We start from the raw sequence: 16,942 nt of genomic DNA, 5'->3' as shown, positions 1-16,942 counted from the left end.
ACTGTACAAAAACACAGTATGGTTTTCAAGCGTGCAGTGCCGCAGCCGTTTCGCGCGCCGACGGCGCGCTCGCCGCCGGTGCGCCATCGCCTCAGAGCGAGTGGCCGACGCTCGCGCCCCTGGCGCCTCGGCTTCCGGCTTCCGCTTCCACGAGCGAGGGCTCCGGCTCACCGGCCTCCAACGCGCCGCGATCGAGCACGGCGCGGGCGCGGTCCATGTCGATCGCCTTCTCCCAGCGCGCCACGACCACCGTGGCCACGCCGTTGCCGATCAGGTTCGTGACGGCGCGCGCCTCGTTGAGGAAGCGGTCCACGCCCAGCAGCAGCACGAGGCCGGAAACAGGAATGCTGCGCATCGAGGCCAGCGTCGCCGCGAGCGCGACGAACCCCGCGCCCGCCACGCCCGCCGATCCCTTCGACGTGAGCAGCAGCACCGCGAGCACGAGCAGCTGGTCCCCAAGGCTCAGGTGAATGTTCATGGCCTGCGCGACGAAGATGGCCGCCATCGTGAGGTAGATCGCGGTGCCGTCGGCATTGAAGGTGTAGCCCGTGGGCAGCACCATGCCCACCACGGGGCGCGCGCAGCCGAGCTTCTCCAGCTTGATGAGCATCTGGGGCAACACCGCCTCCGTGGAGGCGGTGCCGAAGGTCACGAATATTTCGTCCTTGATGTAGCGAAGAAACTTCCATAACGACAGCCCGCACAGCCGCATGGCGATACCCAGCACGATCACGACGAACGCAATCGAGGTGACGTAGAGGCACAGCATCAGTTCGCCGAACGAGGCCAGCGTGCCGATGCCGTACTTCCCCACCGTGAACGCCATGCCGCCGAACGCGCCGATGGGCGCCACCCACATGACGATGCGCACCACGCCGAACATCGCCTGCAGGAACATATCGAGCATGTCGACGAAAGGCGCGGCGCGCGGACCCAGTCGCGCAAGCGAGACGGCAAGCAGCACCGAAAAGAAGATGACGGGCAGCATCTCGCCGTTGGCGAAGGCGCCCACCACGCTGTTGGGCACGATGCTCATGAAGAAGTCGAGCATGCCGTGCTGATGCGCGGCGTGCGTGTAGCTCGCGATGGCCGCGCTGTCGATGTGCGCAGGGTCGACGTTCATACCGCGCCCCGGCTGCACCACGTTGACGACGACGAGACCGATGCCGAGCGCGAGCGTCGACGCCATCTCGAAGTAGACGATCGCCTTCATGCCCACGCGCCCCGCAGCGTGAATGTCCGTCATGCGCGCGATGCCCACCACCACCGAGGCAAAGATGATCGGTGCGAGCAGCATCCGGATCAGCCGGATGAACAGGTCGCCGAGCGGCTTGACCTGTGTGCCGACGTCGGGAAAGAAGTGACCTACGGCCACCCCGGCGACGATGCCGATCAGCACCTGAACGTAAAGCCGCGAAAGATACTTCCGAATGGTTGCAACCCGCATGACTGTCTCCTGTGCGTGGCGAACTCCACGAACGGCAGGTCTGTTTGCGGCACCGCGCCCGGTGTGTCGAGCGCGGTGCTCCGCCCGCCTGTTCTTCCTTGGGTGTGGCTTCGGGTCTTGCCTGGGTTTTGCCTTGACTCGTTCCCGTGGCAGGACCGCAACTATTCCGCCAGCTTGCGCATCTCGGCGTACAAATCCGCCTTGCCTTCGAAGCCGATACCGGGCAAGTCGGGCATCGTGATGTAGCCGTTCTCCACCTTCACGCCGTCGGGGAAACCGCCGTACGGCTGGAACAGGTCGGGATACGACTCGTTGCCGCCCAGACCCAGGCCGGCCGCGATGTTGAGCGACATCTGGTGGCCGCCGTGCGGAATGCAGCGCGAGCGCGACCAGCCGTGCTGATGCAGCATGTCGAGCGTGCGCAGATACTCGACGAGGCCGTAGCTCAACGCGCAGTCGAACTGCAGCCAGTCGCGGTCGGCACGCATGCCGCCGTAGCGGATCAGGTTGCGCGCGTCCTGCATCGAGAACAGGTCTTCGCCGGTGGCCATCGGCTTGTCGTAGTAGTTGCGCAGCGTGGCTTGCAGCTCGAAATCGAGCGGATCGCCCGGCTCCTCGTACCAGAACAGGTCGTATTGCGAGAGCGCCTTCGCGTATTGAATCGCGGTGTCCAGATCGAAGCGGCCGTTCGCGTCCACCGCGAGCTTCTGTCCGTCGCCGAGCACGCTCAAGATCGAGTCGATGCGGCGCAGGTCTTCGTCGAGCGACGCGCCACCAATCTTCTTCTTCACCACCGTGTAGCCGCGGTCGAGGTAGCTGCGCATCTCGTCCTTGAGCTTGCCGTGGTCCTGGCCCGGGTAGTAGTAGCCGCCTGCCGCGTAGACGAACACCTTGCGATCCGGCTGGCCGTTGCCGTAGCGGTCCGCGAGCAGTTGAAAGAGCGGCTTGCCTTCGATCTTCGCCACCGCGTCCCACACGGCCATGTCGATGGTGCCCATCGCGACGGAACGTTCGCCGTGGCCGCCCGGCTTCTCGTTCTTGAACATCGTCGCCCAGATCTTGTGGGGATCGAGGTTGTCGCCGGTGTCGTCGACGAGCGAAGCCGGATCGGCTTCCAGCACACGCGGAATGAAGCGCTCGCGCATCAGCGTGCCCTGCCCGTAGCGGCCGTTCGAATTGAAGCCATAGCCGATCACCGGCTTGCCGTGGCGAACGACGTCCGTCACCACGGCGACGAGGCTCAGCGTCATTTTGCTGAAGTCGATGTAGGCGTTGCGGATGGACGAACTGATGGGAACGGTTTTTTCGCGTATTTCGACGATTCTCATGGTGTCTCCGTGCTTCGCGCCGCCCGTGCGGCAGCGTTGGGAGCCGCTAGATTATTCGCCGTGACCGCCGTTATGATTCACCGAAACTCATTACTTCATTAACTTTCAGTGAAGACCGACATTGCGTCCAACCTCGAGTTTTTCGTGCTGCTCGCGCGCCACGGCAACCTGGCCGCCACGGCACGGGAACTCAATCTCACCCCGCCCGCCGCCACCAAGCGTCTGTCGCAACTCGAAGCGCGCCTCGGCGTGCGGCTCGTCAACCGCACCACGCGCCACGTGAGCCTCACGCCCGAAGGTGAAACCTACCTGCATCACGCCACCCGCATCCTCGCCCAGCTGCGCGAGATGGAAGACGCCGTTAGTTCGAGCCATTCGGTCCCCAAAGGACTGTTGCGCGTGAACGCGACGCTCGGTTTCGGGCGCACGACGATCGCGCCGATCGTGTCCGAATTCGCGAAACGGTATCCGCATGTGGAAGTGCAACTCGACGTGACGGACCGGCCCGTCGATCTCGTGGAAAGCGGCATCGACCTGGCCATTCGCTTCGGCGCGCTGCCGGACCAGCGGCTCATTGCGCGCCGCGTGATGTCGAACCGCCGCTTTCTGTGTGCTTCGCCGCGCTACCTGGAGCAACACGGCGCGCCGGAAAGCCTCGCCGACCTCGCGAATCACGCGTGCATCGTGCATCGGCAAAACGACGACGCATACAGCGTATGGCGCTTCGAGCGCGACGGCGAAAGCCACGCGGTGAAAGTGCACGGCACGCTCTCGAGCAACGACGGCGACATCGTGCTCGGCTGGGCATTGGACGGGCACGGCATTCTCGTGCGCTCGGAGTGGGATCTCGCGAAGTACGTGGCGAGCGGCCGCCTGCGAATCGTGTTGCCGGAGTTCGTGCAGCCGTCTGCCGATCTGTTCGTGTACTACCCGAACAAGCGCAATCAGTCCGCACGCGCGCGAGCGTTCATCGACTTTTTGATCGAGCGGTTCGATGGCATGAATGGGGCCGAAGTGCCGGTCGGCAAAGGCGACGGGACGAAGCGGCAGGCGGGCAAGCGAAGGACGAAGCGCGAGGCGGGGCCCGGGCTACGGACGAACAACGCGCGACAAAACAAAAAGCCCGCTTGAAGCGGGCTTTTTTAATCCGTTTCCGACGCTTTCGCTCTGCACCGTGCGGTGCTGGTTGCGGGGGTAGGATTTGAACCTACGACCTTCGGGTTATGAGCCCGACGAGCTGCCAGACTGCTCCACCCCGCGTCCGTCAGAAGAATTGAATTATAGCCACTCGTGCCACCCGCGTCAAACGCATTACACACCGCGGCACTTCATCGATGTTCGCTCCATCGTGCAACGCTGGGTGACAGGGCCGCGCCGCCGTTCATGCATAATGTCCTACCTCATTTTGCAGCGCGCGCGTCCAATGAAAATCGCTACGTGGAACGTCAACTCCCTCAAGGTCCGTCAGCAACATGTGATCGACTGGCTCGAACTCAGTCAGACCGACGTGCTGTGCCTCCAGGAACTGAAGCTGCCTGACGAGAAGTTTCCGCGTGCCGAGCTCGAAGCGAAGGGCTACAAGAGCTGGTTCGCCGGTCAGAAGACCTATAACGGCGTGGGCATTATCGTGCGCGACGGAATCGCCGTGGACGAGGCCAGCATCGTGCGCAACATTCCCGGCTTCGAAGACGAGCAGCAGCGCGTGATCTGCGCGACGGTGGAAGGCGTGCGCGTGATCTCGGCGTACTTTCCGAACGGCCAGGCGCCCGGCACCGACAAGTTCGCCTACAAGCTGCGCTGGCTCAACGCGTTGCACGATTGGATCGCACGCGAAATAGCACGGTATCCGAAGCTCGCGCTGCTCGGCGACTACAACATCGCGCCCGAAGACCGCGACGTGCACGACCCCAAGGCATGGGAAGGACAGAACCTCGTGTCGCCCGAAGAGCGCGCGCAATTCGAGCGCCTCATCGCGCTCGGTCTCGTCGATGCGTTCCGGCTCTTCGATCAGCCTGAAAAGAGCTTCACGTGGTGGGACTACCGCATGCTCGCGTTCCGGCGCAACGCGGGTCTGCGTATCGATCACGTGCTGCTTTCGAAAGAGCTTGCGCTCAACTGCACGGTCTGCGACGTCGACAAGACGCCGCGCAAATGGGACCAGCCGTCGGACCACGCGCCGGTGTTTGCGCAGATCGGCTGAGCGGCAGCGTGCGTGGCGAGCGGGGGCAGCGCAAGTCCTAAGGCGCCGGCCCTCCTCGCTCACATCCTTCGTTCCTCAGCTGTTCTCTGTGCTGCCCGCGTCACTGTCGCTGCGCGCGAGCGTCGCCCACAAGAAGCCGAACACCAACGCGTCGTAGTGCGCGCGTTCGAGTGCGTCGCTGCCTGAGCCGTGCCCGCCCGCCGTGCTTTCCAGGTACCACACGTTGGCGTGCCCCTGCGCCTGCATGCGCGCCGCCATCTTGCGCGCATGGGCCGGGTGCACGCGGTCGTCGCTGGCCGAGGTCGTGAAGAGCACCGGCGGATACGTCACGCCCGCCTTCACGTTGTGATACGGCGAAATGGCCGCGAGCGCGCGCGCTTCAGTCGGGTCGTCGGGGTCTCCGTACTCGTCGAGCCATGACGCGCCCGCATGCAATAGGTGATAGCGCTGCATGTCGAGCAGCGGCACCTCGCACACCACCGCGCCGAACAGCTCCGGCCGCTGCACCATGCATGCGCCCACGAGCAGCCCGCCATTGCTGTCGCCCTGAATGCCCAGCTGTTGCGGTGTCGTCACGCCGTCTGCGACGAGCTGTTCCGCGACGGCGATGAAATCGTCGAATGAACGTTGGCGCCGCGTGCGTTGCGCCGCCGTGTGCCAGGCCGGGCCGTACTCGCCGCCACCGCGAATATGGGCGATCGCATAGACGCCGCCGCGTTCCAGCCAGCCGATGCCGGGCCCGACGAGATAGTGCGGCGTGAACGGAATCGCGAAGCCGCCGTAGCCCGTGAGCAGACAAGGCCGCGGCGAACGCGCGCTGCCTTCGAGCACGGCACGCGGCCCAATGATCGTGCACGGCACGCGCGTGCCGTCTTTCGACACGGCGTGGCCCTGCTTGACGACGAGCGGCGCGGCGTCGAACTGCGTGGGCCAGCGGTCGATGCGTTCCCAGTCCGCGAGATCGTTCGCCGCCAGATCCGCGAGCCCGTACTCGGGCGGCTGCAGATAATCGTCGACGTCCACATAGACTTCGTCGTCGAGCGTCTCTTCCACGGGCGAGATATCGACCTGCGCCGATCCGCTCGTGGGAAACGGTCGCGACTGCCATGTCCATGCCTCGCTCTCGCGATCTTGCGACGGGAGCCACAGCATGGTGCGGCTACGCACGTCGTCGAGCCACGACACGATCAGATAACGGCGCGTGTGCGTCCAGTCGCAGGCTGAAGTCACGCGCGTCGGCGTGAAGAGCGAAACGAAGTCGCGCCGGCCGGCGAGGAATGCGTTCTCGCGAATCGCGAGCAGTGACCCTCCTGCGTGCAGCACGCCCTCGCACTGCCAGTCGAGTCGCGGTTCGAGCAACAGCCACCCCTGCCACGCGCCCACGGCGACGTGCGCAGGAACCTCGTAGCGCTGCCACGTTCCGTCGGCATCGAGCCAGAACGTATGCGAGTCGAAGAAGTCGACGCCGCGCACCACCTCGTGACGGCGTTCGACGGGATCGTAGTCGGCCTCCACGCTCACGTCGTCGAATGCGCCGCGAAACACGACAGGCGCGTCGACGAGCGGCGTGCCGCGCTGCCAGCGCCGGACCTCGCGCGGGTAGCCGGAACGCGTGAGCGCGCCGCGTACGCCATCGCCGCGATCCCAACCGACGTACACCGTATCGCGATCGATCCACGTCACCGTGTGCTTGCCTTCGCTTTCGATCGCGAAGCCGCCCTCAACGAATGCACGCCGCTCGATGTCGAACTCGCGCACGACCGTGGCATCTGCGCCGCCCGGCGAAAGCGCGATCAACGCGCGGTCGCCGTCGGGATAGAGAATCTCGATGTCCGCGCACACCCAGGGCACGCCCTCCCCGGCACCCAGGGCATCGAAATCGAGCAGCGTCTGCCATTGCGGCGCGCGGTTGCGCCAGCTCGCCCATGACGTGCGTCGCCACAAACCCTTCGGATGCGCGTCGTCTTCCCAAAGGTCATAGGCCCAGTCTTGCCAGCGCGTGGGGATGACGGGCCGTTTGCGCGGCAGATACGCCTGCGCGAGGCGAGCCGCGAGCGTCTCGAACGACGCGCCGGTTTTCCACGCGGCATGCGTGCGGGCATTCTGCTCGTTCACCCATGCGAGCACGGCAGGGTCGTCGAGGTCTTCGAGGAAACGGAAGGAATCGGGCTGGCGAGGCCATGGCGAAACACGCGTGGTGCGCGTGCTTCGCGCCGGAGAACCCCGGCCGCGCCGGGAGGAAGATGCGGGCATGATCGGCTGAATGTGTTCGACAGCGTCGATTATGCCCGCGGGCGCTGCTATTCGAGATTGAGTTCCTGGATCTTGCGCGTGATCGTGTTGCGCCCAATGCCGAGCCGCTCCGCCGCTTCGACCTTGCGGCCGCGCGTGAAGTCGAGCGCCTCGCGGATGACGGCCGCCTCGAAGCGTCGCGAAAGCTCGTCCATCACGTCAGCCGAATTCTCGCGCAGCAGGCGCGCCACTTCCGTCCGCAGTCCGCTTTCCCATGCGCTGACGGGCGGCGGCGCCGGCATACCCGCGGGCACGCCCGCGGCAAGCGCGGGCTGAACGGCGCCGCTCGACACCGCGCCGGCCACCACGCCCGCACTGCCTTCCGCCATCGCGGCGCCGGCGGTGGCCAGTTCGGGCGTGCCGCCCTGAGCCGGCACGAGGTCCGGCGGCAGGTCTTTGATCTCGATGGTCTGCGCGGGCGCCATCACCGTGAGCCAGTTCGCGAGATTTTCGAGTTGCCGCACGTTGCCCGGAAACGGCAACGACGACAGATACGCAAGCGCCTCGTCGGACACGCGCTTCGGCTCCACGCCGAGTTCGCGTGCGCTCTTTTGCAGGAAGTGGCGCGTGAGCAGCGGAATGTCTTCGCTGCGCTCGCGCAGCGCCGGCAGACGCAGGCGGATCACATTGAGCCGGTGATACAGGTCTTCGCGGAACAAACCCTGCCGCACGCGCGATTCGAGGTTCTGGTGCGTGGCCGCGATCACGCGCACGTTGGCGCGCAACGGGTTGTGCCCGCCCACGCGATAGAACTGCCCGTCCGACAGCACGCGCAGCAGACGTGTCTGCAGGTCGAACGGCATGTCGCCGATTTCGTCGAGAAAGAGCGTGCCGTTCTCGGCCTGCTCGAAGCGCCCCTGGCGCATGGCCTGCGCGCCCGTGAACGCGCCGCGCTCGTGGCCGAACAGTTCCGACTCGAGCAGATCTTTCGGAATGGCCGCCGTGTTGAGCGCGATGAACGGGCCGTTTGCGCGCGGACTATGCCGGTGCAGCGCGCGCGCCACAAGCTCCTTGCCGGTGCCCGATTCGCCGGTGATGAGCACGGTCGCCGCCGAATGCGAAAGCCGCCCGATCGCGCGGAACATGTCCTGCATCGCGGGCGCCTGGCCCAGCATTTCGGGCGCCTCGGCCACGCGCTCGTCGTAGGTGTGCTCGCCGCGCACGCTCTCGTCCACGGCGCGGCGGATCAGCTCCACGGCCTTGTCGACGTCGAACGGCTTCGCGAGGTATTCGAACGCGCCGCCCTGGAACGCGGCCACGGCGCTATCGAGATCCGAGAACGCCGTCATGATGATGACGGGCAGCCCCGGCACGCGCTCGCGCACCGTCTGCAGCAGTTCGAGCCCGGAACCGCCGGGCATGCGGATGTCCGACACCAGCACCTGCGGGCTGTCGTGGTCGAGCGCGTTCGCGGCTTCGCGCACGTTCGCAAAGCTGCGTGTCGCGAAGTTCTCGCGCGCGAGGGCCTTTTCGAGCACCCAGCGTATCGATTGGTCGTCGTCTACTATCCAGATCGGCTTCATAGGGTCCGTAGAAGTCTTGGGATGCTTGCGGTATCAGTAGTCGAGCGGCAGCAGGATCTGAAACTCGGTGTGGCCCGGCCGGCTCTCCACTTCGATCAGACCTTCATGCTGCTGTACGAAGGTCTGCGCGAGCGTGAGACCGAGACCGCTGCCGTCTTCACGCCCCGACACGAGCGGATAGAAGATGCGGTCGCGAATCTCTTCGGGAATGCCAGGACCGTTGTCGATGATATGCAAGTCCAGTGCCAGCTTGCACAGGCGCTTGGCCACCGTCACCTTGCGCGCCACGCGCGTGCGCAGCTCGATGCGCGCGTCGCCCTGCGAGATGCGTTCGCGCAAGGCTTCGGCCGCATTGCGCACGATGTTGAGCACGGCCTGGATCAGTTGCTCCTTGTCGCCGCGCAGGTCGGGCACGCTCACGTCGTAGTCGCGCTCGATGGTGAGGCCGCGCGGAAACTCCGCGAGAATCACAGCGCGCACGCGCTCGCACACTTCGTGAATGTTGACGTCGCCCACGATGTGCGGATGACGATGCGGTTCGAGCAGCCGGTCCACGAGCGTCTGCAGGCGGTCCGACTCCTTGATGACCACTTGCGTGTACTCGCGCAGTTCGTCGCGCTCGCGCGCGCCAAGCTCGAATTCGAGCAACTGCGCCGCACCGCGAATACCGCCGAGCGGATTCTTGATCTCGTGCGCGAGATTGCGGATCAACTGCTTGTTGACCGAGGTGAGGTCGTGAATGCGCTCTTCGCGGTCAGTGCGCAGGTGTCGCTCGTTTTCGAAGAGTTCGAGCAGCACGTAGTCGGGCGCGCTTTCGAGAAAGCCCACGATCGCGTGCACGTGCAGCGGTTCGTGGCCGGCACGCTCGAGCACCGCGTCGAGATGCGTGGCGTGGAACTTGTGTTCGGCGATCGACGCAATGGTGGCGATCAGTTCGTCCGCATTCGAAAAGATGTCGGGCCACGCCATCTGCGTCAGTTGACGGCGCGAGAGATCGAGCATGGCCTCGGCCGAGGGATTCGCGAAAGCGACGCGCAGCGTGCGCTTGTCGAGCACGAGCACCACCGTGGGCAGGGCTTCGAAGCCGGGCAAGAGACCCGATCCGATGAGCTGCGTATCTTCCGACAGGGCTTCGGCGTGCCCTTTTCTTGCCTTGATCAGATTCTTCAGAACCATGTTTCAGTCTGGCCGCGAGGAGGCAATGCGCTGATGAGGGTAGTCATCTGTCTGCCGGGGCGAGCGGTGCGCCGGTGAGCGTCTGACCCGCTGCGTCCAACGAAAAAGGGACGGCGCCGCCGTCCCTTCGTGACCGATCGAAAACGTCGGACAGGCGCTTCGCTGCCGCTGCTGGCGAGCGAAGCGCCATCGCCGCTTACAGCGAGTAGTACATCTCGAATTCGATCGGGTGCGTGGTCATGCGGAAGCGTTGCAGCTCGCCTTCCTTCAGTTCCAGGTACGCATCCAGCATCGAATCCGTGAACACGCCACCGCGCGTCAGGAACTCGCGATCCTTGTCGAGTGCTTCGAGGGCCTGGTCGAGGCCCGCGCACACGGTCGGGATCTTTGCGTCTTCTTCCGGCGGCAGGTCGTACAGGTTCTTGTCCGCGGCTTCGCCCGGATGGATCTTGTTCTGCACGCCGTCGAGGCCCGCCATCATCAGCGCCGAGAACGCGAAGTACGGATTGGCCATCGGGTCCGGGAAGCGCGTTTCGATGCGGCGGCCCTTCGGGTTCGACACGTGCGGAATGCGGATCGAGGCCGAACGGTTACGCGCCGAGTAGGCGAGCTTCACCGGTGCTTCGAAGTGCGGCACGAGACGCTTGTACGAGTTCGTGGTCGGGTTCGTGATGGCGTTCAGCGCGCGAGCGTGCTTGATGATGCCACCGATGTAGAACAGCGCGAATTCCGACAGGCCGGCGTAGCCGTTGCCCGCGAACAGGTTCTGGCCGTCCTTCCAGATCGACTGGTGCACGTGCATGCCCGAGCCGTTGTCGCCCACCACCGGCTTCGGCATGAACGTCGCCGTCTTGCCGTACGTGTGCGCCACGTTCTGCACGATGTACTTGAGCTTCTGCGTCCAGTCCGCGCGCTGCACGAGCGTCGAGAACCTGGTGCCGATTTCGTTCTGGCCCTGGCCCGCCACTTCGTGGTGGTGCACTTCGACCGGCACGCCGATCTGCTCGAGCAGCAGACACATTTCCGAGCGGATGTCCTGGAACGAATCGACCGGCGCGACCGGGAAGTAGCCGCCCTTCACGCCCGGACGGTGACCCGTGTTGCCGCCTTCGAATTCCTTCGACGACGACCACGGCGCTTCTTCCGAACCGATCTTCACGAAGCAGCCCGACATGTCCGTGTTCCACTGGACCGAGTCGAAGATGAAGAATTCCGGTTCCGGACCGAAGTAGGCGGTGTCGCCCAGGCCCGTGCTCTTCAGGTACGCTTCGGCGCGCTTTGCGAGCGAACGCGGATCGCGCTCGTAGCCCTTGCCGTCAGCCGGTTCGATCACGTCGCAGGTCAGCACGAGCGTGGATTCTTCGTAGAACGGGTCGATGAACGCCGTATCGGCATCAGGCACGAGCAGCATGTCCGAAGCCTCAATGCCCTTCCAGCCGGCAATCGACGAACCGTCAAACGCATGGCCGCTTTCGAACTTGTCCTCGTCGAATGCCGACACCGGCACGGACACGTGCTGCTCCTTGCCGCGCGTATCGGTGAAACGGAAGTCGACAAACTTGACGTCTTCGTCCTTGACGAGTTGCATGACGTCGGCCACGGATTTACTCATAACCTATCTCCTGATTAACGAATTCGGCGGGTTTCGCCGCCGCCCCAATCTAGCGGACCGGCCTTGACACGTCCACCGCGTTTTTCGCGGAACGGCGCGACCCCGGCGGCCGGATCGATCGGGGCGATTATAAGCAGCTTCCATGCCATGCGTGCGCCAGCCTGGCGCGACGGGGCCGTTCCCGCGCGCTGTCGCGGGGAATCCAGGCGCAGCTGCGAGGCACGGGAAGGCAGGCGGGGCACGTCGACGCACCAACAAAGAGCATTTCAAAGATCGTCCATCGCTTAAAGCTCTATTATGGTGCATAACACCATTTTTGCACCTGCATTGGGCTTTCCCCTGTGCCGCATTAGTCAAATGCCCACGGTCGCAGCCGTCAAACCGGGGACGTCCATTCGCGCTTGCATGCACGCCTACCCCGCGGTGTAGCCACGGGTCCGCGGGCAAGCCCGGTGTCTCGCGACTCGCCCCCGCGCTAGAATGGTCTTTTGATCCGAACACGAGGAGACCGGTCGTCATGAGCACGCTCGAACAGTTGTATGGAGAGGCCGAGAAGCGCCGTGTGGCGAACCAGCTGCCCTACGCGGGCGCGCTGTCCCCCGCGGAAGCGTTCGAGCTTCTGCAGCTTGATTCCCGCGCCCGGCTCGTCGACGTGCGTACGCGCGCCGAACTGGACTGGGTGGGCCGCCCCGTGATCGGCGACGGCCAGTACGCGCACATCGAATGGACCCGCTACCCCGGCGGCATCCCGAACCCGGAATTTCTCGACCAGTTGCGCACCGCGGTTTCGCCCGACACGCCCGTGCTGTTCCTCTGCCGCAGCGCCGCGCGCTCGAAGCTCGCCGCCATCGAGGCCGCTAAGGCCGGCTATACACAGGCGTTCGATCTGCTGGAAGGATTCGAAGGCGACAAGGACGGCCAGGGGCATCGCAAGACGGTGTCGGGCTGGTGCTTCCGGGGGTTGCCGTGGATCGGCGCTTGATGGGCACTTGAATAGGCACTTGATGGATGCCTGAGCGGCGCTTGAACCGCGCGTCAGCGGCCCGCCCCAGCGGCCGCCGCTTCGCGGCTGTGGGTCCGCAGATCTGGGTCGGCGCCCCGCCGCAGCTTCGCACCCCACCGGCCTATGCGCATCGTCGGCGGACAACGTGACAGGCCGATGATGTCCGCGCGAGGATCATCACCGGCACCCGCCCGAGCAACTCGAAGTCCGCCAGCCGTCAGTCAGTCGCCCGGCTTCGCGCCCTCGACAGGCGGCTCGACGATATCCCCGCCCAGTTGATGCACGCCCTCGCGCAGCTTCACGAACGCTGCCGCGACGGCCTCGGGCTCGCCCTTCACGCCCAGATCGATGTGCCGGCGCGCATAGATGCCGCCGCGCGTCGCGTCGCCCACGCTGGGCAGGCTGAAGACGCGCACGCCCGGGAAGTCGTGCTCGATCTGCTCCATGAGCGGCGTGAGCGTGGACTCGGGCAGCTCGAACACGATCAGCGACTTCTCCGCGTGCGGCGTGGCGTGATGCAGATGCGCGTACTTCGTATCCAGTACCCATTCGATCATCGGCCACGCCATCACGGGAAAGCCCGGCACGAAGTGATGGTCGCCCACCGAAAAGCCCGGAATCTTGTTGTAGCCGTTCGGAATGATCGACGCGCCGCGCGGAAACGTGCCCATGTTCAGACGGTGGCGGTTCTCGGGCGAATCGAGGTCGATCGGATCGGCTCCGCTGTGCATGTCGCGGATGCGCTCCTGGATCAGCACCCTCGCCTCGGGATGCAGTTCGAGCGGCACGCCGAGCGCCGCCGCCGCGCACTGGCGCGTGTGATCGTCCGGTGTGGCGCCGATGCCGCCCGTCGAAAACACGATATCGCCCGAGGCGAAGCTGCGCCGCAGCGTCTCGGTGATGCGCTCGCGCTCGTCGCCCACGTATTGCGCCCACGCGAGCGAGAGCCCGCGCGCGCTCAGGAGTTCGATGACCTTCGGCAGGTGCTTGTCGCTGCGCCGGCCCGACAGAATCTCGTCGCCGATGATGATGAGACCAAATGCCATTGCCGCCTCTCGATGAAGGGGAGAAAGGCCCGCGTCAGGAAACCGCGACCGGGCCGCTGCCACTGCCCGGCTCTTCGGCGCGCATGCGTTGCAGCGCGCGCAGGCAGTAGTAGCCGAACCACAGCGCCGTGAACACGAGGATGAACGAGTAGATCCAGATGGTCACTGCCGTGACGACGGGAAAGAACACGATAAGCCACGCCGACCACACCCACAGCAGCGTGGGCACCGACCCCAGCAGCCCGCTCGCGATGCCGATGGACAGCAGCGGCAGCCGGTAGCGGCGCACCAGCGCGCGACGCTCGTCGCGGCTCGCATGCAGCGCGAGTGCGTCGTAGGTCATCACGCGATAGGTGAGCCAGCCCCACAGCAACGGCGGTATCAGCGCGAAGAACGGCGGCACGAGCCACAGCGGCAGCGTCACGACGAGCAGCACGAGACACACGACGGTGGTCCACAGCGAATACGCGAGGCTGCCGAACCAGGTGCCGCCGCGGCGCATTTCGAGGCTCGCGAACTGGCGCCGCGACAGATGGCGGATCACTGCCGGCATGGAAAGCGTCGCGATCAGCAGCAGCACCGTGAGCACGATGAGCGGAATCGCCATGGCGATCACGATGAACGGTGCCACCACCGTATGCAGCGACGCGAAGCCCAGCCAGTTGAACAGATCGTAGAGCGTGGACGTGAACGACCAGCTTTCGAGCCAGAGCCGCGTCGCGTCGATGAGCGGTTGCCAGAACAGATAGAGCACCGTGCCCCAGACCACGGCCGCCACCGCGAACGGCACGAACGTGAGCACCAGCATGACGGGATGGAAGACGCCGGAAAGCGCGCGACCGAAGGAACGCAGCAGGTCATTCATGCGGGCAAGGGCCGGTTGGGCAAACCCGGCGCGTAGGGAGAATGGGAAAGGGGGAACAGCCCAGAGGATAAACCACGCCGAGGTCGGCGCGCCCGACGTGCGGCTGTCCGCCCAAGACTGCGCACCGGCGCGGCCTTGCCGGTCAAGGCTTGCTCAAACCGCCGCGCCGTCCCGCGACGACGCGCGCCTCAGTGCCAGCCGCCGCGCAATGCGCACGAAAGCGAGCCAGTGCTGCTCGAAAAAGCCGTCGCCGTAGCGCTCGCCTTCGAGCTGGGCGCGAATGCCGGTGGGCTCGATGGCGCGGTTCCACGAAGCGCTGCCGAACAGCATGTCCCACCACGGGAACAGCACGCCGAAGTTGCAGCCATACGCGAGCCCTTCGTGGCCATAGCCGATCGCGTGATGGCGCCGGTGGAACGACGGGCTCACGATCACGCGTTCGAGCACCCGCCCGAAATCGATGCGGATGTTGGCGTGCTGCACGCTCTGCGCGAAGTTGGTGAGCGCCACCAGCACCACGAACTGCACGGGCGGCACGCCGATGGCGAGCGCGATCAGCGCGAAGAAACAGGCCTGGAGCAGGTCGTCGACCAGATGGTTACGGTCGTCGCACCAGAGCGACATCTTGCGCTGGCTGTGATGCACCGCGTGCAGTTCCCACCATATGCCGAAGCGATGTTCCCAGCGGTGATACCAGTAGCCCGCGAAGTCGAGCACCACGAGATAGATCGCGAACGTGACGAGCGGCTGGGTCGTCACACCGGGCCAAAGGTTATCGAAGTCGATGTTCGAGATGTTGTGCAGCCGCAGCCACGCCTGGAAATGATCGAAAAGCGGCTGCAGCGTGAAGAAGAAAAAGAGGTTCATCACCCCGAGCCGCACGATCCACGTGTAGATCACGTCCACGCCCACACCCTTGCGGTTCTCCCACTTCTCGGCGGGACGCAGCGCTTCGAGCGGACGCAGCACCGCGTACATCGCGAGCACTTCCAGCACGCCCACGATCACCCAGTAAAGGCTGTCGTAAGTGTCCTCGTCGTAGTCCATGAGGTTGAAGCGGAACAGCAGCGGCTGCACGACGTCGACGTAGAGCAGCGTCTGGATGGCCGAGATGAAGCTGTCGAGGGAAGAAGTGATCAGGTGAAACATGATTTCCGTTTTCGCTCAGCGGGACGCCGCTGTGACGCGTTCCGCGCGCGGGAGTTCCACTGCCTGGGTTGAGCCGCCGGGCTGTCGCGTGAAACGCCGGAGCCGCCCCGAGGGGTCCGGATGCAGGTTCATGCAGGTTCGCGCGACATCAAGCACCCTCAGGCTCCATTCGGTGCCGTCACGGGCGCCCGGTCGAAGAAGTAGATGCCGTGCGGCGAGCGGCCCACGAGAATGGTCTGCACGAGCTTGTGGGTGGTGAGGTCGATCACGCCTACGTGCTTCGCGAACCGGAACGTGACCCACAAATAGCGCTTGTCGGCGGAAAGCTCCATGTCGTCCGGACCGGGCAGCAGACCCGTGATGTCGCCGGTGTTGGTGAGCGTGTCTTCGTCGATGATGCTGATCGTGCTCGCCACGCGGTTCGAGACCGCGACGTGACGGCCGTCGTCGAGCGAGCGGAAGTTGTGCGCGCCGTTGCCCGTCACGATGGTCTTCACCACCTTCTGGTTGCGCCAGTCCACCACGGCCACGTAGTCGGCGCCCGTCATGCCGACGAGCAGGTACTTGTCGCCGGGCGTCATCCAGAGGCCGGCCGGCACCTTGCCGACCTTCATCTTCCACTTCACCGTCTGCGTGGGCAGGTCGATGGCGGCGAGTTCGCCCGATACCTGCAACGTGATGAACACCGTCTTGCTGTCGTTCGTGAACGCCATGTGGCTCGGCATCACGGCAAGCGGCAGGCGCCTCGCCAGCGTGAAGTTGTGGCCGTCGTAGCCGTAGATGTCGATGCGGTCGAGCCGCAGACCCGTGGTGACGAACCACTTGCGGTCGGGCGAGAACCCGAGCTGATACGGATCTTCGATGTTTTCGAGCCAACGCTGCGTCTTGCCCGTTTTCGGATCGACCAGCATCAGATTGTTCGAGACCGAATTCGCCACGATCAGCGACGAATTGTCGGGCGTGGCCATCAGGTGATGCGGTTCCTTGCCGGTGGGCACCGTGCCGACCACCTGGTGCGTCGCTTCGTCGATCAGGCTGAGCGTCGCTTCGCCGGAATTGAGCACGATGATGTTATTGGCGTGGGCGAGCGTGGGGACAATACCCGCGGCGCCCGCGGCCAGCGCCATGCACGCCGCGAAACGACGCGCGGCGCGGGAAAGGGAAAAATTACGCATGAGGGAAAACCGTCCGGAGGGGTGGCGTGATTGTAGAACGTTTGCGCGCGCCGTCGGTTGACCTTGAAGCGGCATTGCGGCAGCGTCGCGCGACGACAACACGGCCCCCTGCATGGCGCGAGGCAC

13 protein-coding genes and 1 tRNA gene are annotated in these 16,942 nt (G+C 65.0%); 3 read left to right on the top strand and 11 right to left on the bottom strand.

The genetic code is table 11. From position 1 onward, the window contains the following. Positions 1-91: 91 nt before the first annotated feature. Positions 92-1,447 (bottom strand): C4-dicarboxylate transporter DctA, encoded by a 1,356-nt coding sequence (gene dctA, locus U0042_RS26035; protein WP_114811443.1) that lies wholly within the window; start codon positions 1,445-1,447, stop codon positions 92-94. A 161-nt stretch (positions 1,448-1,608) separates the two neighbouring features. Next, positions 1,609-2,775, bottom strand: coding sequence for a mandelate racemase/muconate lactonizing enzyme family protein (locus tag U0042_RS26030; protein WP_114811442.1), 1,167 nt, complete (start codon positions 2,773-2,775; stop codon positions 1,609-1,611). Between the two features lie 108 nt (positions 2,776-2,883). Here U0042_RS26030 and U0042_RS26025 point away from each other — a divergent pair, with 108 nt between their 5' ends. After that, the gene (locus tag U0042_RS26025) at positions 2,884-3,906 is read left to right on the top strand and encodes a LysR family transcriptional regulator (protein ID WP_114811441.1); all 1,023 of its coding nucleotides are present in this window, start codon (positions 2,884-2,886) and stop codon (positions 3,904-3,906) included. Between the two features lie 52 nt (positions 3,907-3,958). Here the strand turns inward: U0042_RS26025 and U0042_RS26020 are convergent. Continuing rightward, positions 3,959-4,035: transfer RNA gene (locus U0042_RS26020), tRNA-Met, on the bottom strand. A gap of 163 nt (positions 4,036-4,198) precedes the next feature. On the opposite strand from U0042_RS26020, the gene xth reads away from it, so the two are divergent. Next, complete coding sequence (gene xth, locus U0042_RS26015; protein WP_114811615.1) at positions 4,199-4,975, top strand: exodeoxyribonuclease III; 777 nt, start codon at positions 4,199-4,201, stop codon at positions 4,973-4,975. Positions 4,976-5,050: 75 nt separating this feature from the next. Here xth and U0042_RS26010 read toward each other — a convergent pair whose 3' ends face one another. The 4 genes from U0042_RS26010 to glnA all read right to left on the bottom strand — a co-directional run bounded on the left by U0042_RS26010 (position 5,051) and on the right by glnA (position 11,578). Further along, on the bottom strand, positions 5,051-7,228 hold the full coding sequence (locus U0042_RS26010; protein ID WP_114811440.1) for a prolyl oligopeptidase family serine peptidase: 2,178 nt from the start codon (positions 7,226-7,228) through the stop codon (positions 5,051-5,053). 47 nt (positions 7,229-7,275) lie between these two features. Beyond that, positions 7,276-8,790 (bottom strand): nitrogen regulation protein NR(I), encoded by a 1,515-nt coding sequence (gene ntrC / locus U0042_RS26005; protein ID WP_114811439.1) that lies wholly within the window; start codon positions 8,788-8,790, stop codon positions 7,276-7,278. 33 nt (positions 8,791-8,823) lie between these two features. Then, the gene (gene glnL, locus U0042_RS26000) at positions 8,824-9,966 is read right to left on the bottom strand and encodes a nitrogen regulation protein NR(II) (protein WP_114811438.1); all 1,143 of its coding nucleotides are present in this window, start codon (positions 9,964-9,966) and stop codon (positions 8,824-8,826) included. 196 nt (positions 9,967-10,162) lie between these two features. Further along, complete coding sequence (glnA, locus tag U0042_RS25995) at positions 10,163-11,578, bottom strand: type I glutamate--ammonia ligase (RefSeq protein ID WP_114811437.1); 1,416 nt, start codon at positions 11,576-11,578, stop codon at positions 10,163-10,165. A 517-nt stretch (positions 11,579-12,095) separates the two neighbouring features. Here glnA and U0042_RS25990 point away from each other — a divergent pair. Next, positions 12,096-12,560: a rhodanese-like domain-containing protein gene (locus U0042_RS25990; protein WP_114811436.1), complete on the top strand. Its 465-nt coding sequence runs from the start codon at positions 12,096-12,098 to the stop codon at positions 12,558-12,560. Positions 12,561-12,802: 242 nt separating this feature from the next. On the opposite strand, the gene U0042_RS25985 is transcribed toward U0042_RS25990, so the two are convergent. The 4 genes from U0042_RS25985 to U0042_RS25970 all read right to left on the bottom strand — a co-directional run bounded on the left by U0042_RS25985 (position 12,803) and on the right by U0042_RS25970 (position 16,816). After that, on the bottom strand, positions 12,803-13,627 hold the full coding sequence (locus U0042_RS25985; RefSeq protein ID WP_114811435.1) for a competence/damage-inducible protein A: 825 nt from the start codon (positions 13,625-13,627) through the stop codon (positions 12,803-12,805). A 34-nt stretch (positions 13,628-13,661) separates the two neighbouring features. Then, positions 13,662-14,492 (bottom strand): EI24 domain-containing protein, encoded by an 831-nt coding sequence (locus U0042_RS25980; RefSeq protein WP_114811434.1) that lies wholly within the window; start codon positions 14,490-14,492, stop codon positions 13,662-13,664. Positions 14,493-14,645: 153 nt separating this feature from the next. Beyond that, a complete protein-coding gene (locus tag U0042_RS25975; RefSeq protein ID WP_114811433.1) occupies positions 14,646-15,641 on the bottom strand; it encodes a sterol desaturase family protein in 996 nt (331 codons plus the stop codon). A 158-nt stretch (positions 15,642-15,799) separates the two neighbouring features. After that, complete coding sequence (locus U0042_RS25970; RefSeq protein WP_114811432.1) at positions 15,800-16,816, bottom strand: beta-propeller fold lactonase family protein; 1,017 nt, start codon at positions 16,814-16,816, stop codon at positions 15,800-15,802. Positions 16,817-16,942: the final 126 nt, after the last annotated feature.

Origin of the sequence: Paraburkholderia kururiensis (assembly GCF_034424375.1) — a bacterium.
Classification (GTDB): Bacteria; Pseudomonadota; Gammaproteobacteria; order Burkholderiales; family Burkholderiaceae; genus Paraburkholderia; species Paraburkholderia kururiensis_A.
This window is presented reverse-complemented; position numbering and strand designations above follow the sequence as displayed.

Bases quoted from the DNA above. Each gene is read 5' to 3' on its own strand.
- dctA (WP_114811443.1), bottom strand. From the start codon at position 1,447: ATGCGGGTTGCAACCATTCGGAAGTATCTTTCGCGGCTTTACGTTCAG.
- U0042_RS26030 (WP_114811442.1), bottom strand. From the start codon at position 2,775: ATGAGAATCGTCGAAATACGCGAAAAAACCGTTCCCATCAGTTCGTCC.
- xth (WP_114811615.1), top strand. From the start codon at position 4,199: ATGAAAATCGCTACGTGGAACGTCAACTCCCTCAAGGTCCGTCAGCAA.
- U0042_RS26010 (WP_114811440.1), bottom strand. From the start codon at position 7,228: ATGCCCGCATCTTCCTCCCGGCGCGGCCGGGGTTCTCCGGCGCGAAGC.
- ntrC (WP_114811439.1), bottom strand. From the start codon at position 8,790: ATGAAGCCGATCTGGATAGTAGACGACGACCAATCGATACGCTGGGTG.
- glnL (WP_114811438.1), bottom strand. From the start codon at position 9,966: ATGGTTCTGAAGAATCTGATCAAGGCAAGAAAAGGGCACGCCGAAGCC.
- glnA (WP_114811437.1), bottom strand. From the start codon at position 11,578: ATGAGTAAATCCGTGGCCGACGTCATGCAACTCGTCAAGGACGAAGAC.
- U0042_RS25990 (WP_114811436.1), top strand. From the start codon at position 12,096: ATGAGCACGCTCGAACAGTTGTATGGAGAGGCCGAGAAGCGCCGTGTG.
- U0042_RS25985 (WP_114811435.1), bottom strand. From the start codon at position 13,627: ATGGCATTTGGTCTCATCATCATCGGCGACGAGATTCTGTCGGGCCGG.
- U0042_RS25980 (WP_114811434.1), bottom strand. From the start codon at position 14,492: ATGAATGACCTGCTGCGTTCCTTCGGTCGCGCGCTTTCCGGCGTCTTC.
- U0042_RS25975 (WP_114811433.1), bottom strand. From the start codon at position 15,641: ATGTTTCACCTGATCACTTCTTCCCTCGACAGCTTCATCTCGGCCATC.
- U0042_RS25970 (WP_114811432.1), bottom strand. From the start codon at position 16,816: ATGCGTAATTTTTCCCTTTCCCGCGCCGCGCGTCGTTTCGCGGCGTGC.